Here is an 18295-nt window from a genome sequence, read left to right as displayed (position 1 = left end):
GCCGGGGTCAGCCGCGGTCGGCGGCGTCGTCGCTGTGCAGCAGGCTGATCGAGTTGATGCAGTAGCGCTGGTCGGTGGGGGTGGGGAAGCCCTCGCCCTCGAAGACGTGCCCGAGGTGCGAGCCGCAGTTCGCGCAGCGCACCTCGATGCGGCGCATGCCGAGGGAGGTGTCCTCGAGCAGCTCCACCGCGTCGGCGTCGCTCGGGGCGTAGAACGCCGGCCAGCCGCAGTGGGCATCGAACTGGGTCTCGGCGGTGAACAGCTCGACGCCGCAGGCGCGGCAGGCGTAGGTGCCGGCGGGACGCACCTCCTCGTACTCGCCAATGCCGGGGCGCTCGGTGCCGCCCTGGCGGAGCACCTGGTACTCGGCGGGGGAGAGGCGCTCGCGCCACTCCTCCTCGCTGATCGCGACCGGGTAGGGGCGGGTGCCGATGGGATCGGTGGACATGATGCCTCCGCTCTGCGGCGCCTGGCGCCGCCTGGGGCCGCGGACCGGCAGGGACGGGCTCGTCGCCGCCGGCGCGGACGGGTGTTCTCAGGGTCAATGGTAGTGCGTCGATAGGATGCGCGATATGACGCGCGACCTCTTCCGGAACCGCCCGACGACGGCTGTGACCCTTCGCGAGCGGCTCCTGGCCGCACGCCCTGACCAGGCGCGATGGTCCCACGTGGCGGGGTACGGGATCACCGGGGCCGCCGGGGCGTTCGCGCTCAGCGCAGGGCTGCTCACCGTCGGCGCCCGGGTCATGGCCCGACTGCCGCTGGTGCCGCGGGAGAGCCTGCGCGGGCGGCCGGACGTCACCGTCCGCGCCGTCCACCCCGACCGGGTGCACCTCGACGCCTCCGCGACCACGCGGCGCGACGGGCTGCTGGCGCTGCGCCAGTCCGGCGGGACTGTGCACGTGCGGCTCGGACCGGTCGACGATCACCCCACGCAGACCACCGTCTCCCGGCCGCTGCTCGCCCGCGACACCGACGTGCCGCTCCTCGTGGACCGGGCGAAGTCCAACGGCTTCTTCTGGGCCGGCACGCCGCAGACGGCGCACGGGCTGGGGACGGAGGAGGTGGAGATCAGCTCGCCCGTCGGCCCGATGCCGGCGTGGCTCGTACGGCCCGACGAGACCGAGGGGTCCGTGCCGGGGCAGGAGGACACCTGGGCGATCCTGGTGCACGGCCACGGCTCAGCCCGCGGCGAGGCGCTCCGCGTGATCCCGCTCCTGCACCGGCTGGGGCTGACCAGTCTCACCATCACCTACCGCAACGACGTCGGCGCCCCCGCCTCCGCGGACCGGATGCACCACCTGGGCTCGGCCGAGTGGGAGGACACCGAGGCGGCGATCGAGTACGCGGTGGCCCAGGGCGCCCGGCGCCTCGTGCTGGTTGGCTGGTCGATGGGCGGCGGGATCGTGCTGCGCACCTCCGTGCGCTCGGCCCACCGCGACCTCATCGAGGCCCTCGTGCTCGACTCCCCGGCCGTGGACTGGCAGGACATCCTCGTCTACCACGCCACCGCGCTGAAGGCCCCCGCCCCGATGCGGCGGCTCGCGCTGTGGATGATGACCTCGAGCATCGGGGCGCGGATGGTGCGCCTGCACGAGCCGCTGGCGCTGCACGAGATGACCCCCGCCTACTACGGCCGTCACCTGCGCCACCGCACCCTCCTCTTCCACGCCCTCGACGATGCGACGGTGCCGCCCGCCCCGAGCCGGCATCTCGCCGCGCTGCGGCCGGACCTGATCGAGTTCGAGCCCTTCGAGGGCGCCTCCCACACCCGCGAATGGAACCGCGACCCCGCCCGGTACGAGCGGCTGCTGGCCGACTTCCTCGGCGATGCGCTCGGTCTCGGGGAGCAGGCCGCCGCCCTCGAGGTGCCGGTGCGCGATCCCGCCGCGCCCGCGCTCGAGGGATCGATCGGGCTGCGTCTCTGAGCGGTCGAGCCCCGCGGGCCCCGATCGCGCCCCGACCGGGCGTGCTCAGGCCCGCCGATAGCGCGACAGCGTCGCCCCCTCGCCCAGCAGCAGCGACTCCAGCGTCCAGCGCGTCTCGTGCGCGGCGCCGTCGAGCACCCGCGGGGAGGGGCCGCCGACGGTGCGGTGCGCGGTGGTGAAGCACAGCTCGTCCAGCAGCTCCGCCTCTGCCAGCCGGGCGAGGGCCGACGGCCCGCCCTCGGCCTGGATCAGCCGCATCCCCCGGGCGGCGAGCGCGACGACCGCCTCCCGCGGGGAGTCGGCGGCGAGCACCTGCGCGGCGGGCAGGCCCGAGCGCTGCGCCGCCCCCTCCGCTCCGGCCGACGGGGTGAGCAGATAGGTCGGCTGATCGGGATCGACGGTCTCCGGCAGCTCCCCGCCGCGTGACCAGATCGCGAGCGCAGGACGCGCGGCGCCGCCGGGCCGGAGGGAGGGCCGCAGCAGGTCCTCGCGGCCGCGCACGCTGCGGTAATCCTCCGCCCGCACGGTCGCGGCCCCCACGAGCACCACGTCGGCGAGCGCCCGCAGCACGGAGAACAGGAACGAGTCGTCGGGGTCGTGGAGCGAGCCGGAGGTCCCGTCGGCCCCCGCGACCGCGCCGTCGATCGTGGTGGTCATCATCGCGCGCACGTGCACCGCACCCGGAGGGAGCGGCGGGGCGGCGTACAGCGCGGCGAGCGCGCGGGCGCCCTCGGCGTCGGCCGGTACGGGCACGGGGGAGGGGAGCAGGGCGCCGTCGCGCAGCAGCAGGTGCACGGGGGTCTCCTTCGCACGGGACGGGCGGGACGGGACATACCGCTCCGGAGCAGGACCGGAGGGGTGTGTCCTCGATCATCGCGCACCGGGGAACCGTCCGGGGCACGGCACGCGGCGCGGGATGCGCCCCTACACTGACCGGCGTGACCGACTCCCTCTGCGACCGTCGCCCCGAACCGACCCTCGAACGACTGCTCGCGGACCTCGTGCCCCCGCCCCGCTTCGCGCAGGCGCGCCTGGAGAACTACGTCCCCGACCCCGCGCACCCCTCCCAGCAGGAGGCCAAGGAGCGCGTCTCCGCCTTCGCCGCCGCCCTCGAGCGGCCGCGCGGCGGATTCCTCTCCCGGCTGCGCCGACGCCGCGAGGCGGCCCGCGGCATCTACCTCGACGGCGGCTTCGGCGTGGGCAAGACCCACCTGCTCACCTCGCTCTTCCACGCGGTCGAGGGGGAGGAGGTCTACGGCACCTTCGTGGAGTACACCGACCTGGTCGGCGCGCTCGGCTTCCAGAAGGCCGTGGACCTGCTGGGGGCCTCGCGTCTGGTCTGCATCGACGAGTTCGAGCTCGACGACCCCGGCGACACCCTGCTCATGACGCGGCTGATCCGGGAGCTCTCCGACCGGGGCGTCTCCATCGTCGCGACCTCCAACACCCTCCCCGACGCGCTCGGCGAGGGTCGCTTCGCCGCCCAGGACTTCCTGCGGGAGATCCAGGCGATGGCCGAGCGCTTCGAGGTGCTGCGGATCGACGGCGAGGACTACCGGCGCCGCGACGGGGTCGCCGAGATCTCCGCGCTGCCCGAGCAGGAGGTGCGCGAGCACGCCGCGGCGCAGGACGGCGCGACCCTCGACGGCTTCGACGAGCTGCTCGCGCATCTCATGCGCGTCCACCCCTCCCGCTACGGCGCCCTGATCGACGAGGTCGCCGCCGCGCACCTCACCGGGGTGCACGGGCTCACCCACCACCACGACGCGCTGCGCTTCGTGGTGCTCGTGGACCGGCTCTACGACCGGGAGGTCCCGGTGCTCCTCTCCCTCGCCCCGGCGGACGGCGCGGACGCCGACGGCCGGGCCGCGGCGAGCGAGCCCGGGGACGGTGTGCTCGAGGACCTGTTCTCCGCCGAGTTGCTGCGCTCCGGGTACCGCAAGAAGTACCTCCGGGCGCTGTCGCGCCTGGCCTCCCTCGCCCGGGACGGCCTCGTCCTCAGCCGCTGAGGCGCGCCCCGCGCAGCACGGCCGCTCCCGCACCGTCCAGGTGCACGCCCCCGTCCTGTCCGTGACGGAGCGGCCCGAAGGAGCCCAGCACCTCCTCGGCGTGGAGCACCCGCCCGTCGGCCGCGGCGAGCGCGCCCGGGCCGCGGTGGGCGAGCACCGAGAGCTCCCCGCGATGCATCAGCACCGTCTGCTCGGCGAGCACCTCGACGCGGGTCGCGGCCAGATCGCCCGAGAGCAGCGCCTGGTGCGCGCGGCGCAGCGCGATCAGCTCCCGGTACCACTCGAGCATCCGCCCGTGCTCGCCCTCGGCGCGCTCCTCCCAGCGCAGCTGCGAGCCGACGAAGGTAGAGCGCTGCTGCGGGTCGGGCACCTCCGCGGACCATCCCATCGCCGCGAACTCCTCGGCGCGGCCGGCGCTGACCAGGGGCCCGAGCTCGTCGTCGTGGTCGGTGAAGAAGGCGAAGGGGGTCGAGGCCGCCCATTCCTCGCCCTGGAAGAGCATCGGCGTGCCCGGGCCCAGCAGGATCAGCGCGATCGCGGCGGCATGCGCGCCCGGGGAAATGCCGTGGTGGATCCGGTCGCCGGCGGCGCGGTTGCCGACCTGGTCGTGGTCCTGCAGGAAGGTGACGAAGGAGTGGCCGTCGTAGTCGGGGGAGGTGGGGTCCACCGGCGCGCCCCACACCCGGCCGCGGAAGCGCGAGTACGTGCCGGCGTGCAGGAAGATCCCCGGCAGCACGGCGGCGAGCACGTCGGCGTCGCCGAAGTCGGCGTAGTAGCCGGCGCGCTCGCCGGTGGCCCAGGCGTGCACGGCGTGGTGCACGTCGTCGGCCCACTGCATGTCCATCCCCAGGCCGCCCGCGCCCGTCGGCGTGACGGTCGCGGGCTGGTTGCGGTCGGACTCCGCGATGAGGGCGAGGGGGCGCCCGGTCTCCTCCTGCCAGGCGGCGACGGCGCCGGCGAGCTCGGCGAGGAAGTGCGGGGAGGAGTCGTCCTTCAGCTCGTGCACCGCATCCAGCCGCAGCCCGTCCAGCCCCAGCTCCACCAGCCACTGCCGGGCGCTGCCCAGCAGGAAGTCGCGCACCTGGCGGGAGCCGGGCTGGTCGAGGTTCACCGCCTCGCCCCAGGGCGTCTCGTGGCGGTCCGTGAAGTACGGGCCGAACATGCCCAGGTAGTTCCCCGAGGGGCCCAGGTGGTTGTGGACCACGTCCAGCACCACGGCGAGGCCGCGGTCATGGGCGGCGTGCACGAAGCGGGCCAGCGCTTCCGGCCCCCCGTAGGCGGAGTGCACGGCGTACAGCCCCACCCCGTCGTAGCCCCAGCCGCGCTCGCCGGGGAAGGTCGCCAGCGGCATCAGCTCGACCGCGTCCACGCCGAGCTCGACCAGCGCGTCGAGCCGCTCGATCGCGGTGTCGAGGGTGCCGCCGGCGCCGTCCGGGCCCGGGGCGAAGGTGCCCACGTGCAGCTCGTAGAGCACGGCCCCGCGCAGGTCCCTGCCCTCCCATCCCGGTGACGGCGCGAGCGCCTGCGCGTCGACGACCTCGCTCGCGCCGTGGACGCCGTCCGGCTGGGACAGCGACCGGGGATCCGGCAGCCACAGCTCCCCGTCGTCGAGGCGGAAGGCATAGCGCGCCCCCGCCACGGGCGCCGGGTCCGACAGCTCGAACCATCCCTCCTCGGCCAGGGCCATGGTGTGCACGGTCCCGTCCACGCGGATCTCCACGGCGCCGGCCGACGGGGCCCACACGCGATAGCGGTCCATCGCGCCGAGCGGGGTCGGGGGCTGCGGCGGCGTCGAGGGGCGGGGGGCGGCGGTCATCGCGTCTCCTCCAGGGGGTGGGGGACCGGCAGGGCGCCGGTCGGGGTGGCGCCGACGCGCACCAGCAGCGCGACGGGGCTGTCGTCCAGCAGCTCGACCAGCGGGACCATCCCGCCCTCGTGCTCCGCGCCGCCGAGCACGTCGCGCCAGCGGCCCTCGGGCAGGCCGATCCGGCTCTCGCCCCAGCCGCCGCGCTGGGCGAGCCCGTGCGCGAGCCGAGTGACGACGGTGACCACCTCGACCGGTCCCTCACCGCACGCGCGGCCGAAGGCGACGGCATGGCCGGTCGTGGTGGGCAGCGGGTGGTAGGCGGCGTCCCGGCCCTGGAACAGGTCCGGCCGCTCCCGGCGCAGCACCAGCGCACGGTGGGTCAGCCACAGCTTCTCGTCGCCGATCCCCTCCGGGCGGGCGCCCTCGATCATCCGTCCGAGGCGGGCGGCGTGCGCGGCGTGGTCGACCTCGCGGCGGTTGTCGGGGTCCACCAGGGAGAGGTCCACGCTCTCATTGCCCTGGTAGACGTCGGGCACGCCGGGCATCGTGAGCTGCACGAGCTTCTGGCCGAGGATCGCGGCGCGCTGCACGGCGGCCGTGCGCCGGGTCCAGTCGGCGAGGATCGCGGCGACCTCCTCGGACTCCAGAGCCGCTCGCCCCAGGGCCTGCACCTCGCGCTCGTACTCGGCGTCCTGCTCGGTCCAGGTGGTGTGGGTCTTCGCCTCGCGCATCGCCTTGGCGAGATAGCCCTCGAGCCGGTCCGCGTCCAGCGGCGCGGCCCCGGAGCCGGGCAGCTCCCAGCAGGCGGCCAGGGTCTGCCACAGCAGCAGCTCGATCGCCCCGTCGACCCGGTCGCCGCGATGCGCGGAGGTCGCCCGATCCAGGTCCTGCACCACCAGCGCCCACTCGAGCGGCTGCTCGGTGAGGACGGCCAGGCGCGCCCGCACGTCCTCGCTGCGCTTGGTGTCGTGGGTGGACAGGGTGGTCATCGCATCGGGCCGGGTGCGCACCATGTGCAGGGCGTGGTCGTGCAGCACATCCGACTCGACCCCGATCCGCTCCGGGTCCGAGCCCACCTCGTTCACGGCCAGGAAGCGGGTGTAGCGGTAGAACGCGGTGTCCTCGAGCCCCTTGGCGTGGACGGGGCCGCAGGTCTGCGCGAAGCGGACCACGACCTCGTCGCGCTCGGCGCTGCGGCTGCGCCCCGCGCTGCCCGCCTCGTCCCCGCACACCAGGGCGACGACCAGCTCGAGGGTCGCGGCGAGGTCCTCGTCGTCCCCGAGCCGTGCCCGTGCCCGCGCCGCGGCCTGCTCGATCACGGCCCGCTCGGCGCCGGGGGCGGGCTCGCCCGGGACGATGTAGGCGCGATAGCGGTCCATCGAGGTCAGCAGCGCGACGACGACCTTCTGGATGTTGCGCCGCGTGGTGTCGCGCAGGCGGATGTCGTCCTGGCAGATCCCGTGGATCAGCGCGGTCAGCCGTTCGATCTCGGCCCACAGGCTGGTGGTGACCACGAGGTCCGTGGACTCGGCGGCGACCTCCTCGAAGGGGCGCAGGTCGCCGGTGCGCCGCTGCCACAGATGCGTCAGGCCCAGCGCGCCGTGCGGGTCGTGGAACAGGCCCGTCACCCGCCACAGCGCGTCGTAGCCGGTCGTGCCCGCGCAGGGGAAGTCGCCGGGAAGGCGCTCCTCTCCCTCGAGGATCTTCTCGATCACGGTCCAGGCACCGTCGGTGGCGCGCTCGAGATCGCGCAGGTAGCCGCGAGGATCGGAGAGGCCGTCGGGATGGTCGATCCGGTAGCCGTCGATCACGCCCTCGCCCTGCAGCTGCAGGAGCGTGCGATGGGTCGCCTCGAACACGGCGGGGTCCTCGACCCGCACCGCGGCGAGGGTGTCCACGTCGAAGAAGCGCCGGTAGTTCAGCTCCTCGTCGGAGACCTTCCAGTACGCGAGCCGGTACCACTGGCGGTCCAGCAGATCGGCGAGCCCGAGGTGCTCGGTGCCGGCGGCGACGGGCAGCACGTGGTCGTAGTAGCGCACCACGGTCTCCTCGGCGACCGACCCGTCGGCCTGCGGGACCTCCTCGGCGCCCACCGTGATCTCCCCGTCGGCGAGGACCGCGCCGACGGGCCGTCCCAGCACCGGCACGAGCACCGAGCGCTCGCCGGAGAGCTCGAGGTCGAACCACTCGGCGAAGGGGGAGGCGGGGCCGTCGCGCAGCACCGACCACAGCGCCCGGTTGTGCCAGATCGGGGTCGGGATCGACATGTGGTTGGGGACGACGTCCACGACGATCCCCAGCCCGTGCGCGTGAGCGGTCTCGGCGAGGCGGCGCAGCGCCTCCTCCCCGCCGATCTCCTCGCTGATGCGGGTGTGGTCCACGACGTCGTAGCCGTGGGTCGAGCCGGGCGCGGCCTGCAGCACGGGGGAGCAGAACAAGTGCCCCACGCCGAGCCGGGCGAGATAGGGCACGATCTCCGCCGCGTCGTCGGCGGTGAAGCCGGCGTGAAGCTGCAGGCGGTAGGTCGAGGTCGGGACCCGGCGCACCGTGGGTTGGGCCCCGGTGACAGCGGGTCGGAAGCGCCGGGACGGCGTCTCCCGGGTCGTGGGACGGGGACTGGTCTCGAGGCTCACTGCGGGGCTCTCCTTCTCGGGGCTCAGGCGCGGACCGTGCGCTCGAGGTCGTCCGCGGCGCGCTCCTCGTCCTCGCCCGTCTCCGGGGGCCGCATCAGGATCAGCATCGAATGGCCGGGACGGACCACCTCCTGGCCGGCGTCGAAGACGGAGCCGACGTCGATCGTGTCGCCCGTGCCGAGCACGACCTCCCACTCGGCGCCGTACTCCTCGCCGGGCAGCACGACATCGACGTCGTTGCCGGAGGCGTTGAACACCACCAGCGCCGAGTCGCCCTCGATCCGTTCGCCGCGGGAGTTGGGCTCGGGGATCGCGGAGCCGTTGAGGAACATGGTCAGGCACTTGTTCTGAGGATCGTTCCACTCCTCCTCGGACATCGGCTCCCCGTCGGTGCCCAGCCATTCCACGTCCTTCAGCACGGAGCCTGCGTCCTCGCGCACCACGCCCTGCAGGAAGCGGCGCCGGCGGAAGATCGGGTGCTCGCGGCGCAGCGCGATCATGCGCTGGGTGAACCAGAGCATCTCCTCCTGGTGCTCGTCGAGCTCCCAGTCCACCCACGACAGCTCATTGTCCTGACAGTAGGTGTTGTTGTTGCCCTGCTGGGTGCGCCCCATCTCGTCACCGTGCAGGATCATCGGCACGCCCTGGCTGACCAGGAGCGTGGCCATGAGGTTCTTGGCCCGGCGCTTGCGCAGGGCGAGCACGGCCTCGTCGTCGGTGTCGCCCTCCACGCCCGAGTTCCAGGAGCGGTTGTGGCTCTCCCCGTCGCCGCCGCCCTCCTGATTGGCCTCGTTGTGCCGCTCGTTGTAGGAGACGAGGTCCCGCATCGTGAACCCGTCGTGGGCGGTGACGAAGTTGATCGACGCGATCGGAGTGCGGCCGGTGTGCTGGTAGAGGTCCGAGCTGCCGGCCAGGCGCGAGGTGAAGTCGCCGACGGTGCCCGGCTCCGAGCGGTGGAAGTCCCGCACCGAGTCGCGATAGCGGCCGTTCCACTCCGACCACAGCGGCGGGAAGCCTCCCACCTGGTAGCCGCCCTCGCCCAGGTCCCACGGCTCGGCGATGAGCTTGACCTGGGAGATGATCGGGTCCTGCTGGATGATGTCGAAGAAGGCGGAGAGCCGGTCCACCTCGTGCAGCTCGCGCGCGAGGGTCGAGGCGAGGTCGAAGCGGAAGCCGTCCACGTGCATCTCGGTGACCCAGTAGCGCAGCGAGTCCATGATCAGCTGCAGCACGTGCGGGGTGCGCATCAGCAGTGAGTTCCCGGTGCCGGTGGTGTCGTAGTAGTGCGCCTCGTCGCCCTCGACCAGGCGGTAGTAGGCGCTGTTGTCGATGCCGCGGAAGCACAGGGTGGGGCCCAGGTGGTTCCCCTCGGCGGTGTGGTTGTAGACCACGTCGAGGATGACCTCGATGCCCGCCTCGTGGAGGTTCTTGACCATCTGCTTGAACTCCTGGACCTGCTGGCCCAGATCGCCCGCATAGGCGTACTCGTTGTGCGGGGCGAAGAACCCGATCGTGTTGTAGCCCCAGTAGTTGCGCAGCCCCTTCTCGACGAGATGGCCGTCCTGCACGAACTGGTGGACCGGCATCAGCTCGACCGCGGTGACGCCCAGCTCCTTGAGGTGCTCGATCACGGCGGGATGGCCCATCGCGACGTAGGTGCCGCGGATGTTGTCGTCGATCTCCGGGTGCAGCATCGTCAGGCCCTTGACGTGCGCCTCGTAGATCACGGTGTCGTGGTACTCGTGCGCGGGCGGATGGTCGTTGCCCCAGTCGAAGAAGGGGGAGACCACGACCGAGTGCATGGTGTGGGCGGCGGAGTCCTCGGTGTTGCGCTTCTCGGGATCCTCGAAGTCGTAGCTGTACAGCGAGGGATGGTTGCTGGCCATTCCGGCGATCGCCTTCGCGTACGGGTCCAGCAGCAGCTTCGAGGGGTCGCAGCGCAGTCCCGCGGCGGGGTCGAAGGGCCCGTGCACGCGGTAGCCGTAGCGCTGTCCGGGCTGGACCGCGGGGAGGTAGACGTGCCACACGTAGGCGTCGACCTCGGTGACCTCGATGCGCCGCTCGGCGCCGTCCTCGTCGAACAGGCACAGCTCCACCCGCTCGGCCGCCTCGGAGAAGAGTGCGAAGTTGGTGCCCGAGCCGTCGAACGTGGCGCCGAGGGGATACGACTTACCTGTCCAGATCTGCATGGCCCCACAGTAGTGCGCGCGGGCGCGAAGGGGCCGGTGTGCGGCGAGGCGGGCCCGATCGTGATACTCCCGCGGGTTCGGACGGGCCTCGGCGGGGGGTCGGCGGGTTCGTCCTCGGCGGGGCGGGGACGAGAAAGGCCCCGGCCGGAGCCGGGGCCTTGCATGGTGGGCGATACTGGGATCGAACCAGTGACCTCTTCCGTGTCAGGGAAGCGCGCTACCGCTGCGCCAATCGCCCGTCGCGCCGGAGGCGCGGGGGAGGGATGGAGCGGACGACCGGATTCGAACCGGCGACCCTCACCTTGGCAAGGTGATGCTCTACCAACTGAGCTACGTCCGCACATCGGCTGGGCCGACGAGGAGTTACCTTAGGCGCGCCTCGACCCTCGGTGCAAACCCAGACGGTGTTCAGTGTCCGAGGTCACGGGCGGCGGGGTCGAGGTGTGCGGAGGGCTGGTGCCGGCCGGTCGGTCGGGGGTGCGGGGTGCGAGCCGTGCTCGCGCTCCGCTCTCGCGCTTCGCGGGCGCGGCACGCCCGAACGGTCGGATCGAGGAGGGCGATGGGGTCCGGGTGTCGGTGGGGCCGGAGGGTCGACTCGTCAGGCCCGAGGTCGCTCCGACCGACCGGGACGCAGGTCACATCAAGAAGTGGCGCGAGCATCCGTCGGGAGCATGTAAGCTTCTTCAAGTCCGATCGAGAGAACGGGCATCACCTCAGGGCGATTGGCGCAGCGGTAGCGCGCTTCCTTCACACGGAAGAGGTCACTGGTTCGATCCCAGTATCGCCCACGGCAGGATCCGCGGATCCCTGTCCTGCGGACGTAGCTCAGTTGGTAGAGCATCACCTTGCCAAGGTGAGGGTCGCCGGTTCGAATCCGGTCGTCCGCTCCGGGGGAACGGCGCTCTCGACTTCGCGTCGGGAGCGCTGTTCCGTATGATGCGAGAGCATCACCCGGTGGGTTGGCCGAGAGGCGAGGCAACGGCCTGCAAAGCCGTGTACACGGGTTCGAATCCCGTACCCACCTCGAACGGTACCCGTCGGTGCCGTCCCGGGCGATTGGCGCAGCGGTAGCGCGCTTCCCTGACACGGAAGAGGTCACTGGTTCGAACCCAGTATCGCCCACCCCAGCAGAAGAGCCCCGGCCCCCGGCCGGGGCTCTTCTGCGCCCGCGGAGAGGCGCCCCACGCCGGGTCCCGCAGCCGGGGCCCACCGGGCCCTCGGTCCCGGTGCGCGGCCTCCGAGGTCTCTAGGCTCGACGGTGACGAGACCGCCGTCGCGTCACCCGCCGCGCCGACCCGGAGGAGACCTCAGCATGCGTGCCCTCATCGTCCGTGCCCATCCGCTGGACCCCAGCAAGTCCCGTTCCATGACGATGGCCGACGCCTTCGTCGAGGAGCTCACCGCGCATCGCCCCGACACGGTGGTCGACGACGTGCGGCTGTACGAGACCGCCGTGCCCGAGATCGACCTGGACATGATGACCGGCTGGGAGCGGCTGCGAGCGGGCGAGCACTTCTCCCACCTCACCGGTGCCCAGCAGAACAAGCTGGCGCTGTTCGACCAGTACACCAAGCAGTTCCAGAGCGCGGACCTTGTGGTGATCGCGAACCCGCTGTGGAACCTCTCGGTGCCCACGCGCCTGAAGGCCTGGATCGACACCGTCTGCCGCGCCGGCGTGACCTTCCGGTACACGGCCGCGGGCGAGGCGGAGGGCCTCGTCACGGACAAGACCGTGGTGCACCTGCAGGCCAGCGGCGGCCACTTCGGCCAGCAGGACCCCGCGAGTCTGTACATCGCCGGGATGTTCCAGTTCCTGGGCTGCACCACCCACACCCTCGCCGCCGAGGGCATGGACCACGAGCCCGATCGTGCCGAGGAGATCATGGAGGCGGCGCTCCTCCGGGTGAGGGAGCTCGCGCGCTCCCTCTGAGCCGCCGGCGTCGAGGGGCCGGTCCGGCGCGGGCGCGCCGGCCGGTACCATCGACGACGGATCCGGCATCGTCGGCCGGCTCACCCCGACACGCAAGGAGCAGCACGTGGCCCAGATCGCCATCACCCTCGACGGTTCCCCCCAGCAGATCGAGGAGGGGACCACGGGCACCGCGCTCTTCGAGGGCACCGCCGCGATCGTCGCCCTGCGCATCGACGGGGAGCTGCGCGACCTCGACACCGTGCTCGAGGACGGGCAGGACGTAGAGGGCGTGGACATCTCCAGCCCCGACGGGCTCTCGATCCTCCGCCACTCGACCGCGCACGTGCTCGCGCAGGCCGTGCAGAAGACGAACCCCGACGCGAAGCTCGGCATCGGCCCGCCCATCACCGACGGCTTCTACTACGACTTCGACGTCGCCGAGCCCTTCACCCCCGAGACCCTCAAGGTGCTCGAGAAGGAGATGAACCGGATCGTCAAGTCCGGCCAGCGCTTCGTGCGCCGCGAGATCACCGACGATGCGGCCCGCGCCGAGGAGGCCGCAGAGCCCTACAAGCTCGAGCTCATCGGCCTGAAGTCCACCGCCGACGACGCCGCCGAAGGGGCGAGCGTCGAGGTCGGCGAGGGCGGCCTGACCATGTACGACAACGTCGACCGGCGCGGCGAGGTGGTCTGGACCGACCTCTGCCGCGGCCCGCACCTGCCCTCCACCAGGCTCATCGGCAACGGCTTCGCCCTGACCCGCTCCGCCGCCGCCTACTGGCGCGGCAGCGAGAAGAACCCGATGCTGCAGCGCGTCTACGGCACCGCCTGGCCCACCAAGGAGGAGCTGCGCGCTCACCAGGAGCGGATCGCCGAGGCCGAGCGCCGCGATCACCGGCGCCTGGGCAGCGAGCTGGACCTGTTCTCCTTCCCCGACGAGATCGGCTCCGGCCTGCCGGTGTTCCATCCCAAGGGCGCCATGATCAGGATGGAGATGGAGGACTACTCGCGTCGCCGCCACGTCGAGGCCGGCTACTCCTTCGTCTCCACCCCCCACATCACGAAGAAGAACCTCTTCGAGACCTCCCGCCACCTCGAGTGGTACGCCGACGGCATGTACCCGCCCATGCACATGGACGAGGAGGTCGACGCCGACGGCAACGTCACCAAGCAGGGCCAGGACTACTACCTCAAGCCCATGAACTGCCCGATGCACAACCTCGTCTACCGCTCCCGCGGCCGCTCCTACCGCGAGTTGCCCCTGCGGCTGTTCGAGTTCGGCAGCGTCTACCGCTACGAGAAGTCCGGCGTGGTCCACGGACTGACCCGCGCCCGCGGCTTCACCCAGGACGACGCCCACATCTACACCACGCGCGAGCAGATGAAGGAGGAGCTCTCCAGCCTGCTCGGCTTCGTCCTGGACCTGCTGCGCGACTACGGCCTGGACGACTTCTACCTCGAGCTGTCCACCCGCGACCCCGAGAAGTCCGTCGGCGACGAGGCGACCTGGGAGGAGGCGACCCGCACCCTCGAGGAGGTCGCCACCGCCTCCGGCCTCGACCTCGTCCCGGATCCGGGCGGCGCCGCTTTCTACGGCCCGAAGATCTCCGTCCAGGCGAAGGACGCGATCGGCCGCACCTGGCAGCTCTCCACCATCCAGCTGGACTTCTTCGAGCCGGAGCTGTTCGAGCTGGAGTACACCGCCCCCGACGGCTCCCGCCAGCGCCCGGTGATGATCCACCGCGCCCTGTTCGGCTCGATCGAGCGCTTCTTCGGCGTGCTGCTCGAACACTATGCCGGTGCCTTCCCGGTCTGGCTCGCGCCGGTCCAGGTGGTCGGGGTGCCGGTCGCCGCCGAGTACGTGCCCTATCTCGAGGAGGTCGCCGCGAAGCTGCGCGCCCGCGGCGTGCGCGTCGAGGTCGACTCCTCCGACGACCGGATGCAGAAGAAGATCCGCACCCACACCAAGGAGAAGGTGCCCTACCTCCTCATCGCCGGCGGCGAGGACCAGGAGAAGGGTGCGGTCTCCTTCCGCATGCGGGACGGCAGCCAGGACAACGGCATCGACGTCGACGAGGCCGTGGAGCGGATCGTCACCGCGATCGCCGACAAGGTGCAGGTGTGAGCCCGGACGACCAGCCCGGCGGCGAGCCCGCGCTTGAGGACGCCCGCGACTTCGCGGGCGTCCCCGACGACACCCAGCGGCTGTGGACCCCGCACCGGATGGCGTACATCGGCGGGGAGAACAAGCCCGAGGACCCGCACGACGACGAGCAGTGCCCCTTCTGCGCGGGGCCGCGCCGCAGCGACGAGGACGCGCTCATCGTCCACCGCGGCCGCGTCGCCTACGCGATCCTGAACCTCTACCCCTACAACTCCGGCCATCTGCTGGTGTGCCCCTACCGGCACGTCTCGGACTACACGGAGCTGACCGAGGAGGAGGTGGCGGAGGTCGCCGAGATCACCCGCACCGCGATGACCGTGATCCGCGAGGTCTCCGGCCCCGCGGGCTTCAACCTGGGCATGAACCAGGGCGAGGTCGCCGGCGCCGGGATCGCCGCCCACCTGCACCAGCACGTGGTGCCGCGCTGGGCGGGGGACGCGAACTTCCTGCCGATCGTCGGCCGCACCAAGGCCCTCCCGATCCTGCTCGCGGACACCCGTCGGCTCTACGCCGAGGCGTGGCCCGGCGGCGACGGGGCCTGAGCTAGCATGGCCGAGCGCATCCGGGGGGAGCGTCGACCGCGCGGTGGGCACCGACCGACCGCGACCGAGCACTGGGGGAGAGGCAGGGCCACGCAGTGACCAGCTCGACCGGCGCGCCCGTGCGCCAGCCCGGCTCGCCGCGGCCCGGCGACCCCGGCGGCTCCGCCCCGAGCGGCCCGGGCGGACCTGTCCCGGACGCCGGGTACGGCTACGACATCGCCCGCACCGATCCGCGCGCCCCCGGCCGTCTCGGTCCGGGCACGCCGTCGGCGCCCAGGCCCCGCCGACGCTGGCTGCGCTGGGTGCTGCTGATCGTCTCGCTGCTGGGCATCCTCGCCTCCCTGGTCGTGCTGTACCTGGTGGTGATCAGGCCGCTCGGCATCGGCACCGCGCTGGTCGCGCTCACCGCGGCGCTCGTGCCGGTGGCGCTCGTGCTCGGCGCGGTGTGGTGGCTGGATCGGTACACGCCGCAGCCCCGGCTCTCGCTCGTCTCCGCCTTCGCCTGGGGCGCGATCGGCTCCGTGCTGCTGTCGCTGTTCTTCGGGACCTTCTTCGACGCCTGGATCTCCCCGCAGGAGGAGACCGAGCTGATCGACTCCTTCCTCGGTGCGGCCGTGCAGGCGCCGGTGATCGAGGAGACGATGAAGTCCGCGGGCCTGTTCGCCCTGCTCGTCTGGGGGCGACGCTTCATCTCCGGTCCGCTCGACGGCGTCGTCTACGCGGCCCTCATCGCGGGCGGCTTCGCCTTCACCGAGAATATCCTCTACTTCGGCAGCTCCTTCCACCAGGCGCAGGCCGCCGGCACGGTCGACGTCTTCTGGCAGACCTTCTTCCTGCGCGGCATCCTCTCGCCCTTCGCCCACGTGTCCTTCACCGCCCTGTGCGGCCTCGGCCTCGGCATCGCGGCCGAGCGCCGCTCGCTGATGCTCTACTTCGGCCTGGGCCTCGGCGGGCTGTCGCTCGGGATGGCGCTGCACGCGCTGTGGAACGGCTCGAGCTTCTTCCTCCCGGTGGATCCGGAGGCGCCGCTGGCCGGGTTCCTGCGCTACTACGTCACCGTGCAGGTGCCGATCTTCCTGCTGCTGGTGGGCATCGTGCTGTTCCTGCGCCTGCGGGAGAAGCGGATCCTGCGCCGCCAGCTGTCCGAGTACGGCAGGGCGGGCTGGTTCTCGCCCGACGAGGTCGAGATGCTGGTGTCGATGCGTCGACGCCGTCGCGCCGAGACGTGGGCGGGCCGCCACGGCGCCGTCGCCCGGATGGGCATGCACGACCTGATCCGTTCCGCGATCTCGCTGGGCATGGAGCGGCACAGCGTCCTGTTCGGCCGGCCGACGGCGAGGACCCGTGCCCGCGAGCGCGAGCTGCTCGAGCAGATCACCGCCGATCGTCGACTGATCGGTGCGCTGACCGCCCCCGTGGTCCGCGGCTGACCGTCCCGCGGGGCGCGGCCGGACGAGACGGCGGGATGCGGCGGAGCCGCGTTGGCGGGGACGCGATGGCGCGGTCGGAGGGGAGGCCCGGCGGTGCGCGGCGCGGAGCGCGTTCGCCGTACCACTAGGATGGTGCGGCGATCCGCCACCCCATGGCGGACCATCGGAAGGAGCGAGATGTCCGGGCATTCCAAGTGGGCGACGACCAAGCACAAGAAGGCCGTCATCGATGCCAAGCGCGGCAAGCTGTTCGCCAAGCTGGTGAAGAACATCGAGGTGGCCGCACGCATGGGCGGCCCCGACCCATCGGGCAACCCGACGCTCTACGACGCCATCCAGAAGGCGAAGAAGACCTCCGTCCCCAATGACAACATCGACCGCGCCGTCAAGCGCGGCGGCGGGCTCGACGGCGGCGGCGTCGACTACGAGACGCTGATGTACGAGGGCTACGCCCCGGGCGGCGTCGCCGTGCTGGTCGAGTGCCTCACCGACAACAAGAACCGCGCCGTCTCCGAGGTGCGCCTGGCCTTCAACCGCAACGGCGGCAACATGGCGGACTCCGGCTCGGTCTCCTATCTCTTCGAGCGCCGGGGCGTGGTCACCGTCGCCAAGGGCGAGCACACCGAGGACGACCTGCTCGAGGTCGTCCTCGACGCCGGCGCCGAGGAGATCAACGACGAGGGCGAGACCTTCGAGATCCTCTCCGAGGCCACCGACGTGGTCGCCGTGCGCACCGCGCTGCAGGAGGCGGGGATCGACTACGAGAGCGCCGAGGCGCAGTTCGTGCCCACCATGCGCACCCCCGTCGACCTCGAGGGCGCGCAGAAGGCGCTCCGCCTGATCGACGCGCTCGAGGACAGCGACGACGTGCAGGCCGTCTACTCCAACCTCGACATCCCCGACGACGTCGCGGCCCAGCTGGACGAGCAGGAGTGACCGGGCGGGACGGCACGGCCCCGGCCTGGGCCGCGCCGTCCCCTCGGACGCACCGCCGCCGCGGGCCGCACCACCCGGGACGGGGGAGAGGTCCGTTCACACCGCCGACGGCGATGCCGGGAGGGGAGGAGCGCCGATGACGACCCTGCGCGTGCTGGGGGTCGACCCCGGGCTGACCCGCTGCGGGATCGGGATCGTCGACGCGATCGGCGGACGACGCGCTCGTCTCGTCCACGCGGGCGTGATCCGCTCCGACTCCGAGGAGCCGCTCGAGCATCGCCTGCTCACCATCGCCCGCGGACTGCGCGCCGCGCTCGAGGAGTTCGCCCCCGACGCCGTCGGCGTGGAGCGGGTGTTCAGCCAGTCCAACATCTCCACCGTGATGGGCACCGCGCAGGTCTCCGGCATCGCGCTGCTCGAGGCGGCGGAGCGCGGCATCCCGGTCGCGCTGCACACCCCCTCGGAGGTCAAGGCCGCCGTGACGGGCAGCGGGCGGGCAGACAAGAAGCAGATCCAGTCGGTGCTGGTGAAGGTGCTGGGCCTGGACGCGGCGCCCCAGCCCGCGGACGCCTCCGATGCCGTCGCGATCGCGCTGACCCAGCTGTGGCGGGGCGGCGGCCCCGTGGCGCTGGACCGCACCGGAGGCGCCCGCACCAGCGCGCAGGCCGTGTGGGCCGAGGCGGAGCGACGGGCCCGACGCGCCCGGGAACGTTCGACCTCCCGCCAGTGATCGAACAGGTGTTCT

At 72.3% G+C, this 18295-nt stretch carries 13 protein-coding genes and 6 tRNA genes; 12 read left to right on the top strand and 7 right to left on the bottom strand.

All coding sequences use genetic code 11. From position 1 onward, the window contains the following. Positions 1-7: 7 nt before the first annotated feature. Entirely contained in the window at positions 8-448 is a 441-nt protein-coding gene (msrB, locus tag A4A78_RS16895; protein WP_062951223.1) for a peptide-methionine (R)-S-oxide reductase MsrB, read from the bottom strand. Between the two features lie 124 nt (positions 449-572). Between msrB and A4A78_RS16890 the strand changes: the two genes are divergently transcribed. After that, entirely contained in the window at positions 573-1928 is a 1356-nt protein-coding gene (locus A4A78_RS16890) for a S9 family peptidase (protein WP_062951214.1), read from the top strand. A gap of 45 nt (positions 1929-1973) precedes the next feature. On the opposite strand, the gene A4A78_RS16885 is transcribed toward A4A78_RS16890, so the two are convergent. Beyond that, positions 1974-2723, bottom strand: coding sequence for a dihydrofolate reductase family protein (locus A4A78_RS16885; protein ID WP_062951213.1), 750 nt, complete (start codon positions 2721-2723; stop codon positions 1974-1976). Between the two features lie 143 nt (positions 2724-2866). Here A4A78_RS16885 and zapE point away from each other — a divergent pair, with 143 nt between their 5' ends. Beyond that, positions 2867-3937, top strand: coding sequence for a cell division protein ZapE (zapE, locus tag A4A78_RS16880; protein WP_062951345.1), 1071 nt, complete (start codon positions 2867-2869; stop codon positions 3935-3937). Here the strand turns inward: zapE and treZ are convergent. The 5 genes from treZ to A4A78_RS16855 all read right to left on the bottom strand — a co-directional run bounded on the left by treZ (position 3927) and on the right by A4A78_RS16855 (position 10906). Next, entirely contained in the window at positions 3927-5753 is a 1827-nt protein-coding gene (treZ, locus tag A4A78_RS16875; RefSeq protein WP_062951212.1) for a malto-oligosyltrehalose trehalohydrolase, read from the bottom strand. The two genes, zapE and treZ, sit on opposite strands and share 11 nt — an antisense overlap. After that, a complete protein-coding gene (gene treY / locus A4A78_RS16870; RefSeq protein WP_082835388.1) occupies positions 5750-8377 on the bottom strand; it encodes a malto-oligosyltrehalose synthase in 2628 nt (875 codons plus the stop codon). Before treY ends, treZ begins: the two co-directional genes overlap by 4 nt. 23 nt (positions 8378-8400) lie before the next feature. Continuing rightward, complete coding sequence (glgX, locus tag A4A78_RS16865; RefSeq protein ID WP_062951211.1) at positions 8401-10566, bottom strand: glycogen debranching protein GlgX; 2166 nt, start codon at positions 10564-10566, stop codon at positions 8401-8403. Between the two features lie 163 nt (positions 10567-10729). Beyond that, positions 10730-10804: transfer RNA gene (locus A4A78_RS16860), tRNA-Val, on the bottom strand. A gap of 26 nt (positions 10805-10830) precedes the next feature. Then, positions 10831-10906 (bottom strand) — tRNA-Gly (locus A4A78_RS16855). Between the two features lie 376 nt (positions 10907-11282). Here A4A78_RS16855 and A4A78_RS16850 point away from each other — a divergent pair. From A4A78_RS16850 to ruvC, 10 genes are all read left to right on the top strand, one after another. After that, a tRNA-Val gene (locus A4A78_RS16850) sits at positions 11283-11354 on the top strand. A 26-nt stretch (positions 11355-11380) separates the two neighbouring features. Then, a tRNA-Gly gene (locus A4A78_RS16845) sits at positions 11381-11453 on the top strand. A gap of 66 nt (positions 11454-11519) precedes the next feature. After that, a tRNA-Cys gene (locus A4A78_RS16840) sits at positions 11520-11590 on the top strand. A gap of 26 nt (positions 11591-11616) precedes the next feature. Beyond that, positions 11617-11688 (top strand) — tRNA-Val (locus A4A78_RS16835). A gap of 190 nt (positions 11689-11878) precedes the next feature. Then, positions 11879-12496: an FMN-dependent NADH-azoreductase gene (locus A4A78_RS16830; protein ID WP_062951210.1), complete on the top strand. Its 618-nt coding sequence runs from the start codon at positions 11879-11881 to the stop codon at positions 12494-12496. Between the two features lie 106 nt (positions 12497-12602). After that, positions 12603-14603 carry a threonine--tRNA ligase gene (gene thrS, locus A4A78_RS16825; protein ID WP_062951208.1) on the top strand — a complete coding sequence of 667 codons (2001 nt, stop codon included), beginning with the start codon at positions 12603-12605 and terminating at the stop codon, positions 14601-14603. Next, positions 14600-15184, top strand: a complete 585-nt coding sequence (locus A4A78_RS16820; RefSeq protein WP_062951206.1) for an HIT domain-containing protein — start codon at positions 14600-14602, stop codon at positions 15182-15184. Before thrS ends, A4A78_RS16820 begins: the two co-directional genes overlap by 4 nt. Before the next feature lie 95 nt (positions 15185-15279). Beyond that, positions 15280-16614: a PrsW family intramembrane metalloprotease gene (locus A4A78_RS16815; protein WP_062951204.1), complete on the top strand. Its 1335-nt coding sequence runs from the start codon at positions 15280-15282 to the stop codon at positions 16612-16614. A gap of 177 nt (positions 16615-16791) precedes the next feature. After that, positions 16792-17550 (top strand): YebC/PmpR family DNA-binding transcriptional regulator, encoded by a 759-nt coding sequence (locus A4A78_RS16810; RefSeq protein WP_062951203.1) that lies wholly within the window; start codon positions 16792-16794, stop codon positions 17548-17550. Between the two features lie 136 nt (positions 17551-17686). Continuing rightward, positions 17687-18280 (top strand): crossover junction endodeoxyribonuclease RuvC, encoded by a 594-nt coding sequence (gene ruvC, locus A4A78_RS16805; RefSeq protein WP_062951201.1) that lies wholly within the window; start codon positions 17687-17689, stop codon positions 18278-18280. Positions 18281-18295 lie beyond the last annotated feature (15 nt).

The sequence above is a fragment of the Brachybacterium sp. sponge genome (genome assembly GCF_001613775.1).
GTDB classification, from domain to species: domain Bacteria; phylum Actinomycetota; class Actinomycetes; order Actinomycetales; family Dermabacteraceae; genus Brachybacterium; species Brachybacterium conglomeratum.
The sequence above is the reverse complement of the archived record's forward strand: the minus strand, read 5'-3'. Positions and strand labels throughout refer to the sequence as shown.

Excerpts from the sequence above, each read along its gene's own strand:
- ruvC (WP_062951201.1), top strand. The coding sequence starts at position 17,687 with ATGACGACCCTGCGCGTGCTGGGGGTCGACCCCGGGCTGACCCGCTGC.
- treZ (WP_062951212.1), bottom strand. The coding sequence starts at position 5,753 with ATGACCGCCGCCCCCCGCCCCTCGACGCCGCCGCAGCCCCCGACCCCG.
- glgX (WP_062951211.1), bottom strand. The coding sequence starts at position 10,566 with ATGCAGATCTGGACAGGTAAGTCGTATCCCCTCGGCGCCACGTTCGAC.
- msrB (WP_062951223.1), bottom strand. The coding sequence starts at position 448 with ATGTCCACCGATCCCATCGGCACCCGCCCCTACCCGGTCGCGATCAGC.
- A4A78_RS16810 (WP_062951203.1), top strand. The coding sequence starts at position 16,792 with ATGTCCGGGCATTCCAAGTGGGCGACGACCAAGCACAAGAAGGCCGTC.
- A4A78_RS16890 (WP_062951214.1), top strand. The coding sequence starts at position 573 with ATGACGCGCGACCTCTTCCGGAACCGCCCGACGACGGCTGTGACCCTT.
- A4A78_RS16830 (WP_062951210.1), top strand. The coding sequence starts at position 11,879 with ATGCGTGCCCTCATCGTCCGTGCCCATCCGCTGGACCCCAGCAAGTCC.